Source organism: Pseudomonas sp. SLFW, assembly GCF_009905615.1.
In the GTDB taxonomy this organism is placed as follows: Bacteria; Pseudomonadota; Gammaproteobacteria; order Pseudomonadales; family Pseudomonadaceae; genus Aquipseudomonas; species Aquipseudomonas bambusae.
The window spans coordinates 345,280-356,499 of record NZ_JAAAKW010000005.1; the positions used below are offsets into that span (position 1 = coordinate 345,280).

12 protein-coding genes are annotated in these 11,220 nt (G+C 59.7%); 8 read left to right on the top strand and 4 right to left on the bottom strand.

Annotation, left to right across the window (positions count from 1 at the left end):
• Positions 1–39 precede the first annotated feature (39 nt).
• From GVN17_RS12090 to GVN17_RS12120, 7 genes are all read left to right on the top strand, one after another.
• Positions 40–1,032 carry an alpha/beta fold hydrolase gene (locus GVN17_RS12090; RefSeq protein ID WP_166595485.1) on the top strand — a complete coding sequence of 331 codons (993 nt, stop codon included), beginning with the start codon at positions 40–42 and terminating at the stop codon, positions 1,030–1,032.
• Positions 1,033–1,251: 219 nt separating this feature from the next.
• Complete coding sequence (rraA, locus tag GVN17_RS12095; protein WP_166595486.1) at positions 1,252–1,740, top strand: ribonuclease E activity regulator RraA; 489 nt, start codon at positions 1,252–1,254, stop codon at positions 1,738–1,740.
• A 37-nt stretch (positions 1,741–1,777) separates the two neighbouring features.
• Positions 1,778–2,773, top strand: a complete 996-nt coding sequence (locus GVN17_RS12100; protein WP_166595487.1) for a zinc transporter ZntB — start codon at positions 1,778–1,780, stop codon at positions 2,771–2,773.
• 87 nt (positions 2,774–2,860) lie between these two features.
• On the top strand, positions 2,861–3,124 hold the full coding sequence (locus GVN17_RS12105) for a CrfX protein (protein ID WP_166595488.1): 264 nt from the start codon (positions 2,861–2,863) through the stop codon (positions 3,122–3,124).
• 2 nt (positions 3,125–3,126) lie between these two features.
• Positions 3,127–3,951 (top strand): mechanosensitive ion channel domain-containing protein, encoded by an 825-nt coding sequence (locus GVN17_RS12110; RefSeq protein ID WP_166595489.1) that lies wholly within the window; start codon positions 3,127–3,129, stop codon positions 3,949–3,951.
• Between the two features lie 88 nt (positions 3,952–4,039).
• The gene (sigX, locus tag GVN17_RS12115) at positions 4,040–4,630 is read left to right on the top strand and encodes an RNA polymerase sigma factor SigX (RefSeq protein WP_166595490.1); all 591 of its coding nucleotides are present in this window, start codon (positions 4,040–4,042) and stop codon (positions 4,628–4,630) included.
• A 107-nt stretch (positions 4,631–4,737) separates the two neighbouring features.
• Positions 4,738–5,772 carry an OmpA family protein gene (locus GVN17_RS12120; RefSeq protein ID WP_166595491.1) on the top strand — a complete coding sequence of 345 codons (1,035 nt, stop codon included), beginning with the start codon at positions 4,738–4,740 and terminating at the stop codon, positions 5,770–5,772.
• 135 nt (positions 5,773–5,907) lie between these two features.
• On the opposite strand, the gene GVN17_RS12125 is transcribed toward GVN17_RS12120, so the two are convergent.
• The 3 genes from GVN17_RS12125 to GVN17_RS12135 all read right to left on the bottom strand — a co-directional run bounded on the left by GVN17_RS12125 (position 5,908) and on the right by GVN17_RS12135 (position 9,323).
• Positions 5,908–6,300: an ABC transporter permease subunit gene (locus GVN17_RS12125; protein WP_166595492.1), complete on the bottom strand. Its 393-nt coding sequence runs from the start codon at positions 6,298–6,300 to the stop codon at positions 5,908–5,910.
• A 96-nt stretch (positions 6,301–6,396) separates the two neighbouring features.
• Positions 6,397–8,091: a bifunctional protein-serine/threonine kinase/phosphatase gene (locus GVN17_RS12130; RefSeq protein WP_256665195.1), complete on the bottom strand. Its 1,695-nt coding sequence runs from the start codon at positions 8,089–8,091 to the stop codon at positions 6,397–6,399.
• A 20-nt stretch (positions 8,092–8,111) separates the two neighbouring features.
• Positions 8,112–9,323: a NarK/NasA family nitrate transporter gene (locus GVN17_RS12135; protein ID WP_166595493.1), complete on the bottom strand. Its 1,212-nt coding sequence runs from the start codon at positions 9,321–9,323 to the stop codon at positions 8,112–8,114.
• Between the two features lie 441 nt (positions 9,324–9,764).
• Between GVN17_RS12135 and GVN17_RS12140 the strand changes: the two genes are divergently transcribed.
• Positions 9,765–10,787 carry a quinone-dependent dihydroorotate dehydrogenase gene (locus GVN17_RS12140; RefSeq protein ID WP_166595494.1) on the top strand — a complete coding sequence of 341 codons (1,023 nt, stop codon included), beginning with the start codon at positions 9,765–9,767 and terminating at the stop codon, positions 10,785–10,787.
• A gap of 172 nt (positions 10,788–10,959) precedes the next feature.
• Here the strand turns inward: GVN17_RS12140 and rmf are convergent, their stop codons facing one another.
• Positions 10,960–11,175: a ribosome modulation factor gene (gene rmf, locus GVN17_RS12145; protein ID WP_010223328.1), complete on the bottom strand. Its 216-nt coding sequence runs from the start codon at positions 11,173–11,175 to the stop codon at positions 10,960–10,962.
• Positions 11,176–11,220 lie beyond the last annotated feature (45 nt).

Below are 11,220 nucleotides of genomic sequence, written 5' to 3' on the forward strand. Positions count from 1 at the left end.
CCTGATGCGGCGCCATTTTTCGAGTCAAGCAAACGCAATATGCAAAGCAGCAGTCTTCTCTTTCCTGTGGCCTTGATCAGTGCCGAGCGACGTGGCGATCTGATCGAGGACGTGTACCGCCTCAAACCCGGCAACAGCGTGGATTTCACGGTCGAATTGGCCGTGACGCGCCTCGGTCGGGTGGCAACGCCCGATGTGCGCGGCGTGCCGGTCATCCTGCTGCATGGCAGCTTTTCCAACCGCCGCTTCTGGTATTCGCCGAAAGGCATCGGCTTGGGCGCTCATCTGGCTCGCGCCGGGTTCGACGTATGGATTCCGGAAATGCGCGGCCATGGCTTGTCGGCCCGCAACGAGGCATATCGCCACAACCGCGTGGCCGACTACGCTCGCTACGATCTGCCAGCCATCGCCGGGTTCGTCGCCGAACAGAGCGGGCAGGTGCCGCACTGGATCGGGCACTCGCTCGGCGGCACCACGCTGGCCGCAGCCCTCGGCGGCCATTACATGGACAGCAGCCATGCCGCGTCGGTCGCATTGTTCGGCAGCCAGATCACCCGCAGTTACTGGCCGCTCAAGGTCCCGCCGCTGACGTGGAGCGCCCGCTTGCTGCTCAAGCGCTTCGAGCATGTGTCCGGTCCCCGCTTCAAGCGCGGTCCTGAAGACGAGCCCATGGGTGTCATTCTTGAAAGCCTGCGCTGGCACGGTCTTTTCGGCCGCTTTGGCGACAAAAAGGACGACTGGTGGTCAGGCCTTCGTCATGTCGATGTGCCGACCTTGTGCGTCGCCGCCGTGGGTGATCATCAAGACCCCGAGTGGGCCTGCCGCGAGCTGTTCGAGCAGTTCGGTTCAGAAGACAAGGCGTTTCTCCTTCTGGGCCGCGAGCAGGGGTTCACCGAGGACTTCGGCCATGTGCAGATGTTGGTGAGCAAGGCTGCCCAAGCGCAGGTCTGGCCCCGGGTCGTGGAGTGGCTGAATCGTCGAATCGATGCCGTACAGCCTGAATCAACGCTGAACATGTCGGCAACTTCTTGATTAAGGAAGCGTCAGGCATTTCTATGTCGGGCTTGTGGGGCTAAGCTACACGCAGTTGAGTGGATGACAGAGGCGATGCGGTACACAGCACTCGTCGGTCAGGTTTTTGTTCTATATAAGGAAGCATTGTGATGGCGGACGCGGTCAGACGTGCTAGCCATCCGGATCTGCCTCGGCGGGTCACTTTGGTAACGATGCCTTCACTGACAGGAGCTACTCATGCACTACATCACACCGGATTTGTGCGACGCCTACCCTGAGCGGGTTCAGGTGGTCGAGCCGATGTTCAGCAACTTTGGCGGCCGCGACTCTTTCGGGGGCCAAATCGTGACCCTCAAGTGCTTCGAGGATAATTCGCTGGTGCGTGAGCAGGCCGAACAGGATGGCAAAGGCAAGGTGCTGGTGGTCGATGGCGGTGGTTCGCTTCGACGCGCCTTGCTGGGTGATCTGCTGGCAGAAAAAGCCGCGAAAAACGGCTGGGAGGGCATGATCATCTACGGCTGCGTACGTGATGTCGATGTCCTGGCGCAGACCGATCTCGGTGTGCAGGCATTGGCCAGCCACCCGCTGAAGACCGACAAGCGCGGCCTCGGTGATCTGAATGTCGTCGTGAGCTTCGGCGGTGTGACGTTCCGCCCGGGTGAATACGTGTATGCCGATAACAACGGCATCATCGTTTCGCCAAGCCCGCTGAAAATGCCGGACTGATCGAATTTTGGCGCAGTCCACCCACGCAAGGATTGGAATGTTCGACGAAGATAATGCGCAATGGGGGCTGGTACATGCGCTGGTGCTGGACGGGAAGGGCGGTGCGCGTTCAATCGCTCGGACCGATCTGGATGGCCTGCAGTTGGAGCCTCACGAAAGCGTGTGGCTCCACTGGGATCGCAGCCATCCGCAGACTCAGACGTGGTTGCGCACGGCAAGTGGTCTCACGCCGTTTGTATGCGACCTCATGCTTGAAGAGAACACACGGCCGCGACTCCTGCCACTGCCGGACAACGAATTGCTGCTGTTTTTAAGGGGCGTCAACCTGAACCCCGGGGCTGAGCCCGAAGACATGGTGTCGGTGCGCATCTTTGCCGAAGCGCAACGGGTCATTTCCCTGCGCCTTCGGTCATTGCGCGCCACCGACGAATTGATCGACTTGCTCAGAGAAGGGAAGGGGCCGAAGACCGCTTCCGAACTCCTGGTGTATTTGGCTCAGTTACTCACTGACAAGGTGCAAGCGGTGGTGAGCGAGTTGACCGAATTGGTCGACGACATGGAAGAACGCATAGACGCCGACGAACGGTACATGCCCGAACATGGCAACATGGTGCACATCCGCCGAAGGGCTGCGGGCATGCGTCGTTTCCTGGCGCCGCAGCGTGAAATCTACGCGCAGTTGACCCGCAGCAAGATGCCCTGGTTTGTCGAGGACGATGCTGATTACTGGAACGAGTTGAACAACAGCCTGACCCGGTATCTGGAAGAACTCGAATTGACCCGCGAGCGCGTGGGGCTGGTGCTGGAGGCCGAAGATAGACGCCTTAACGAGCGCATGAACCGGACCATGTACCGCTTCGGGATCGTCACCGGGATCTTTTTGCCGATGAGCTTTCTCACCGGTTTGTTGGGGATCAACGTGGGGGGTATTCCCGGGTCGGAGAACCCCCACGGCTTTATGCTGGCATGCGGTCTGATGGTCGTGGTCGCGGTGGGGCAAATGTGGTTGTTCAAGCGTCTGCGCTGGGTATGAGAGGGCAAAAAAAGGCGTTGATCCGGTTTCGTCGTGTGACTCGTGCAAAACTGCCTGCGTCTTCCAGTGACATCACGTGAGGTGCCCATGCACGACCCGTTTGAAGAATCACTGAGAGACATGCTCAATTCTTCGTCCTCCAGCCGGGACGATGACGCGGTGCTGGGGCGAGTCTTGAAGACGGCGAACCGCCAGGTCGGTGCCGGTGACCTGTTCGGCCTGCTCGGCCGTTGCACGCAAGCCCTGATGATTGCCGTGAACAACGGTTCGGCTCACGTTTCACCTGTTTCCCGTCGCAAGGCGACGATTGCCGGCACCCCGTTTGACGGTGCTCAAGACAAGGCTGATTGAATATGGAATTGGATCTCTGGACACAGAGCCTGGTCACCGCAATGACTGCGTTGTGGACCAAAGTCGCGAACTTCATCCCGAACCTGTTCGGGGCTCTGGTGGTTGTTCTGCTGGGTTTCGTGGTCGCCAAGCTGCTCGACACCCTGCTGTCCAAGTTGTTGGCAAAACTGGGGCTTGATCGCCTGATGGGCGGCACTGGCCTCACTAAACTGATCAGTCGCGCAGGGATTCAAGTCCCGATTTCGACGCTGATCGGAAAGATTGTGTATTGGTTCGTGCTGTTGATTTTTCTGGTGTCGGCGGCAGAATCCCTTGGCCTTGAGCGGGTCTCGGCGACACTGGACATGCTGGCGCTGTATCTGCCGAAAGTGTTCGGCGCGGCGCTGGTGTTGCTGGTGGGTGTTCTGCTGGCGCAGTTGGTCAACGGTATCGTCCGGGGCGCAGCGGAAGGCGTCGGTCTGGATTACGCGGCAGGGCTGGGGCGTATCGCCCAATGGCTGGTGATCATCATCAGCATTTCGGTGGCGATCAGCCAGCTGGAGGTGAAAACCGACCTGCTCAACCACGTCATCGTGATCGGATTGATTACCGTTGGTCTGGCCGTTGCGCTGGCCATGGGGCTGGGAAGCCGCGAAATCGCGAGCCAGATCCTGGCAGGAATTTACGTGAGAGAGTTGTATCAGGTAGGGCAACAAGTGTGTGTTGGAGAGGTCGAAGGGCAGATCGAAGAGATTGGCACGGTGAAAACCACGCTGCTGACCGAGGAAGGTGAACTGGTATCGTTGTCGAACCGAATCCTTCTCGAACAGCGGGTGAGCAGCCGCTGAACCGGCAAATCTGCTAATGTATGCCGCCGCAAATTCCCGGAGAACCGAGACGCGGTGCACATTTACCTGACTGTCGGCACGGCTTGTTTTGAATAAACCCCAACCGCTCTCACAGCGATACGACCCCCGCGAGCTCTCCGATGAGGAGCTGGTGGCGCGCTCGCACGCCGAGTTGTTTCACGTGACTCGGGCCTACGAGGAGCTGATGCGGCGCTACCAACGGACACTTTTTAACGTCTGTGCGCGATATTTGGGGAACGATCGCGATGCTGACGATGTCTGTCAGGAGGTGATGCTTAAGGTGTTGTATGGATTGAAAAATTTCGAGGGAAAATCGAAATTCAAAACCTGGCTCTACAGCATCACGTATAACGAATGCATTACGCAGTACAGAAAGGAGCGTCGGAAGCGTCGGTTGATGGACGCTTTGAGTCTCGACCCACTCGAGGAAGCGTCTGAAGACAAGACGCCAAAACCAGAAGAAAAGGGCGGACTCGATCGATGGCTGGTGCACGTGAACCCGATTGACCGGGAAATCCTGGTGCTGCGATTCGTCGCAGAACTGGAATTTCAGGAGATCGCAGACATAATGCACATGGGCCTGAGTGCGACGAAGATGCGCTACAAACGAGCACTTGATAAATTACGCGAGAAATTTGCAGGCGTGACCGAAACTTAACTCGGAGCAAATATCTCTAACGAGCAGGCAAGTTCTGATAGACTTGCCGATGAGTTGTCTCCTGATAAGGGAGACCGCTTTACAATCACCAGATGGGGATTTAACGGATGAAACTGAAAAACACCTTGGGCTTGGCCATTGGTACTATTGTTGCCGCAACTTCGTTCGGCGCGCTGGCACAAGGCCAAGGCGCAGTCGAAATCGAAGGCTTCGCCAAGAAAGAACAGTTCGACAGCGCTCGTAATTTCAAAAATAACGGCAACCTGTTCGGCGGTTCGGTTGGCTACTTCCTGACTGACGACGTTGAATTGCGTCTGGGCTACGACGAAGTGCACAACGTGCGCAGCGACGATGGCAAGAACATCAAGGGCGCGAACACCGCTCTGGACGCTCTGTACCACTTCAACAACCCGGGCGACATGCTGCGTCCATACGTCTCGGCTGGTTTCTCCGATCAGAGCATCGGTCAGAACGGCAGCGGCGGTCGTAACCGTTCCACCTTCGCCAACATCGGCGGCGGTGCCAAGCTGTACTTCACTGACAACTTCTACGCCCGTGCTGGCGTTGAAGCTCAGTACAACATCGACCAGGGTGACACCGAGTGGGCGCCAAGCGTCGGTATCGGTGTGAACTTCGGCGGCGGCTCGAAGAAAGTTGAAGCAGCACCGGCTCCAGTAGCTGAAGTGTGCTCCGACAGCGACAACGACGGCGTGTGCGACAACGTCGACAAGTGCCCAGACACCCCGGCCAACGTTACCGTTGACGCCAACGGTTGCCCGGCAGTTGCTGAAGTCGTACGTGTTGAGCTGGACGTGAAATTCGACTTCGACAAGTCGGTCGTCAAGCCAAACAGCTACGGTGACATCAAAAACCTGGCTGACTTCATGAAGCAGTACCCACAAACCACCACCACTGTTGAGGGTCACACTGACTCCGTTGGTCCTGACGCTTACAACCAGAAACTGTCCGAGCGTCGTGCAAACGCCGTTAAGCAAGTTCTGGTTAACCAGTACGGTGTTGGCGCTAACCGCGTGAACTCGGTTGGCTACGGCGAATCCCGTCCAGTTGCCGACAACGCAACCGAGGCTGGCCGCGCTGTTAACCGTCGCGTAGAAGCTCAAGTCGAAGCTCAAGCTAAGTAATTAGCCCCGCTTTGCAGAAGAACCCGGCCTCGGCCGGGTTTTTCTTTTCTGGGGGTATAAACGGTTTGAGATGTGGCGAATTGTCGCACCCATGTATCGGTATTGAGGCCAATGAACTGCCTGGTTAGTGGCAATTTAATAGCGGGTATTGTTGGCAAACTTCGAAAGACGCCAGAGTGGAAACGGCAGTGTCACCAGCAATAACAACCGCACCCATGCATACACCGCGTCAACGCCATCATTCTGCAAATTGACAAAGCGTTTCACCGGGATACCCTGCGGGAAGTAGGCGAACACCCTCACAATGCCAAACTCGCCAATCACCCGGTCCCAAGCGATACCAAGCCCCGTTGCCAAGGCTCGACGCGCCGTTGGTAAGGTCAGGCGGCAGAACGTTTCCCACCCTGTGCAGCCCAGACTGCGCGCCGCTTCTTCCAGTGTTCGAGGCACGCCTGCAAAGGCAGAAGTGGCCGATAACACGAAACACGCCAAGCCCCCATACTCCTGAGCCAGCACGTCGGCGAGCATCAGGCTGAAGATGATCTTCTGGCCCTGATGATCGACGCCACCACGGCGTCTTGGTACCCGGTTGATTGCTGTCCGTTGAGCGACATTCGATCGCCCTCAATGCTTGATCACCCAGACCCACAGCAGCAGGTTGAGGAGCAGCGAGACGAGCGCGACCCCGCGCCAGACTTTCAATGGCTCGCGTTCCAGCAGGGGTTTGGGGCGAGCGTCCAGCAGGCTCAGTTCTCCCCGTTCAAGTTCCAACAGCCACTGTTCGGCGGTTTCGAAACGTTTGGCTGGATCGGCTTGCAGGGCCTTTTCCAGGTGACGTTCGAGCCACTCGGGGGTGTCAGGACGATAACGGCTTGCCGGGACGGGCTGTCCGAAACGATGGCGCTGAAAGGCTTCGATTTCGCCGTGGGGGTAATGTCCGGTCAGCAGGAAATACAGCGCGACGCTGGCGGCGTACAGGTCCAGAGACGGGGCCGGGGGCGCGCCGTTTAAAGCTTCCGGCGCAATGAAACTCGGCGTGCCGGGCACATCGCCTGCGGCATCGATGGACAGGCCGGGACAGAACGCGAGGCCGAAATCCAGCACCCGCAGCTCCCCGTTCTCATCGATCAGCAGGTTTTCCGGTTTGATGTCGCGATGGAAGATATTGCGCCGATGCAGCAGGCCCAGGGCGCTTATCAAGTCCCGGGCGAGCGTGTGCCACTGCGCCCAGTCCATTGGGCCGTGTTGGGCAAAGGCGTGAGCGAGCGTCTGGCCTGAGTATTCGCGCATCACGTAATACAGGTGCTGGCGTTCGGGCAACGGATGCACGTCGGGAAAGAAGCGCCCGGCGACGCGCCGTAGAAACCACTCCTCAAGCAACAGCGCCTGTGCGGCACCGTGTTCGTCGTGGCGGGAGGTGGGTAACGTTTTCAACAGCCAGGGGCGATCGTGCGCGTCCCTCAGCCGATACAAGAGCGACTGACGCGAGTCACCCAATGCCGCTTCGACGCGCCAGCCCTCGAATGATTGCCCGGCACGCAGACTGGGTGGCAAAGGCCATTGTTGCAGCTGAATCAGCGCATCGCCCAAGGAGTCAGGCCCCAACTGGTCCACCTGAATCAACAGCGCGGTGGCGTTGTCCTGACTGCCGGTCAAATGCGCCGCGGTGACCAACGCGTTGACTGCGGCCTCCAGGTCATCCTGCTCGCTGAGTATCGAGCGGACAGTGCTGTCGCTCAACACCCCCCACACGCCGTCGCTGATCAGCAGCAGCCGCTCTCCCTGCCGCAGTTCGCCGTCGAGATAATCCATGACCACGTACTGGTCCAGCCCCAACGCCCGTTTCAGCACATGCCGCATGTCCGGTTGTTCCCAGACGTGGTCCTCGCTGATCCGTTGCAGCGTGCCGTCGAACCATCGATACACCCGGCAATCGCCGATGTGGGCGAGGGTGAAACGACATCCGCGCAGGACCAGTGCGCTGAGAGTGGTCAGCAGCCCGTTGGCTTGCAACCAGCGGTTCTGCGCCGACAGTAAGCGATCCAGGGCTTGCGCCACGCCCCATGTTTCCGGCGTGGCGTAGTAATCCAGCGCCAGGGCCTGAAGCGTGGAGCGCGAGGCCAGTCCGCCATCGGTGCACTGACTGACGCCATCGGCCACTGCAAAGAGATAGCCCTTGCTGGCGGCCAGTGACGGAACCGGGGTCACCGACCGCGTGGCGTCCTGATTCTCCGCACGAGGGCCGCAAGCGCTGAACTCGGCAAAGCGCAGTTGCAGCCCGGTGGGCACGGCGGGTGGCGGCATCGCGGGCTGATTCATCGTCCGTTCCTTTTAGCCCGTCAAACGCGCGCAGCCGTGACAGCCGCCGACCCCCAGGTGGTTCTCCAGCGGCGTTTGACATTCATCAGTCCGAACCAGGCGAGGACGCCCAACAGTGCGAACAGCCACAGGCCCAATTGGTAATCCCCCGTGTTCTGTTTGATCGCACCCAGGCCCGCTGCCAACAGAAAACCACCGATGCCACCCGCCATGCCGATCAGCCCGGTCATCACGCCGATCTCTTTGCGGAAACGTTGCGGCACCAGTTGGAAGACCGCGCCGTTGCCTGCGCCCAGGCCCAGCATCGCGGCAACGAACAGCCCGAGTGCTGCCCACGAACTTGGCAGGTTGAAGCCCACTGCAGCGATGCAAATGGCTGCCACGGCGTACATGCCGGACAACGTGCGGATGCCGCCGAAACGGTCTGCCAGCGCGCCACCCAGCGGACGCATCAGGCTGCCACCGAACACGCAGGCGGCGGTGTAGTAACCGGCCGTGACCGGGTTCAGGCCGTACTGGTCGTTGAAGTAGCCGGGCAGGGCGCTGGCCAGGCCAATGAACCCGCCGAAAGTGACGCTGTAGAAAAACATGAACCACCAGCTGTCGCGGTCGCCCAGCGCCTTGAAGTAGTCCGCCATGGCTTTGCGCGGTGGACGCTCTGGCGCATTGCGGGCCATAAGGGAGAAGGCCACCAGCGTCAGCACCAGCGGGATGGCCGCAAAGCCGAACACGTTGCTCCAGCCGAAGCTCGCAGCCAATACCGGGGCGATCAGCGCCGCGAAAACAGTCCCGGAGTTGCCAGCGCCGGCGATGCCCATCGCCTTGCCTTGGTGTTGTGGCGGATACCACTGCGATGCCAGCGGCAGGGCGACGGCGAACGACGCGCCCGCCATGCCCAGCGCAATGCCGAGGAGCAGCGCCTGTTCATAGCTATGGATGCCCAGTTGCCAGGCACAGAGCAGGGCAACGATGACGATGACCTGGCCGATGATGCCTGCGGTCTTGGGCGACAGTTGATCCGCCAGCATGCCCATCAGGAAGCGCAGAATCGCCCCGGCGAGAATCGGCGTGGCGACCATGAGTCCGCGCTGTTGGGTGGTCAGGTGCAGGTCAGCGGCGATCTGCACCGCCAACGGCCCCAGCAGATACCAGACCATGAAGCTCAGGTCGAAATAAAGAAACGCTGCAAACAGCGTAGGTTTGTGGCCGGCTTTCCAGAAGCTTGTCGTCATCTCACACCTCATTTGCGGAAATCGTCTTCGGTGCGCTTGTTGTCTGCACCGTTGCGGGTTGGTTGCGGGAGAAGCGTGTCTGGCGCTTCACCGACTTTTTCGGGCCCAAACGAAAAAACGCCGCCACCCTGTCCGCGTTGTGCGAAGGGGTGAGCGACGTCTTTGTCGAGTGTGTGGGCAACCGCCGTTGGCTACCTGTGAGATTGAGATAGCAAAACGTGGGCCATTGCCGTTTCGGTCGGTGTTTCGCGGGAATCGAAGCGGGCGGCGGAGGTTTTTGTTCCGCTTTGGTGCGCTGGCGAGGGTGTCGTGCCTCAGCTGTGATCATTGCGCAGGCTTTTGCGCCGCCCCGCGCAAAGTTCGCGACATGCCTCGCGCTGGCCCCCCGTGGACGTTTATAATCCGCGGCTGACTTCAGCCTCAAACGAGCCGCGCCCACCCATGTATAACCTGGCCCGCCAGTTACTGTTCAAACTCTCCCCGGAAGCTTCCCACGATCTGTCCATCGACCTGATCGGCGCGGGAGGGCGTCTGGGGCTCAATGGCCTGTTCAACAAGGCGCCCGCGCGGTTGCCGGTGACGGTCATGGGCTTGCAGTTCCCTAACCCGGTAGGCCTGGCGGCCGGTCTGGACAAGAACGGTGCCGCCATCGACGGCTTCGCCCAGCTGGGTTTCGGTTTCGTCGAAATCGGTACCGTGACCCCGCGTCCGCAGCCCGGCAACCCGAAGCCAAGGATTTTCCGCCTGCCCCACGCTGAAGCCATCATCAACCGCATGGGCTTCAACAACCTGGGCGTCGACAACCTCGTCAGCCGCGTGCAGGCCGCCAAATACACCGGCGTTCTAGGCATCAACATCGGCAAGAACTTCGATACGCCGGTCGAGCGCGCTGTGGACGATTACCTGATCTGTCTGGACAAGGTTTACGCCCACGCCAGTTACATCACCGTCAACGTCAGTTCGCCGAACACGCCGGGCCTGCGCAGCCTGCAATTCGGCGATTCCCTCAAGCAACTCCTCGAAGCGTTGCGCGTTCGCCAGGACGCACTGACCCAGATTCACGGCAAGCGTGTGCCGTTGGCGATCAAGATCGCGCCGGACATGAGCGATGATGAAACGGTGCTGGTGGCCAGTGCGCTGCTGGAGTCGGGCATGGACGCGGTGATCGCGACCAACACCACGCTGAGCCGTCAGGGTGTCGAGGGGCTGCCACATGGCGACGAGGCGGGCGGGCTGTCCGGCGCGCCGGTGCGCGAAAAGAGCACTCACATCGTCAAGGTGCTGGCCGGTGAGCTGGGCGGGAAGCTGCCGATCATCGCGGCGGGGGGGATCACCGAAGGCAAGCACGCTGCCGAGAAAATCGCAGCCGGGGCGAGTCTGGTGCAGGTCTATTCAGGTTTCATTTATAAAGGCCCGACGCTGATTCGCGAATCGGTGGATGCCATCGCGGCGATGCCTCGCTAAACGTTCGATACAAACCTTTTACCCAATAAAGAGGGGCTCCGTAATGGAGCCCCTCTTGGGCCTGAGCCCGCCGCCCGGATGGGGCGTGCATGGTTAGGTGTTTACGACGCAGATTGTCGATTCTTTCGAAGAAATTCTGATGAGTCGAAGTGTACCTTTGGTAATTTGAGTGTCAGCCGACCGCGTGAAGTTCGTTGAGTCTGTGTATACCCGCAGTGCCGGTCATACCGTCCCAGTTGTCGCCGCGTCCTTCCCGCCAGCCATTGATCCAGGCTTGGCGCACCGACGGTAGAGTAAATGGGCAAAGCTCACGGGATTTACCAGTTACGCCGTATTGATATCCGCGCGAAAAAGCTCTTTCCAACGGATCACGCTTAAGTCTTCTCATAGGGTGTTGCCCTCGTTTGTTGACTGTTATGTCCCTGGAGACCTC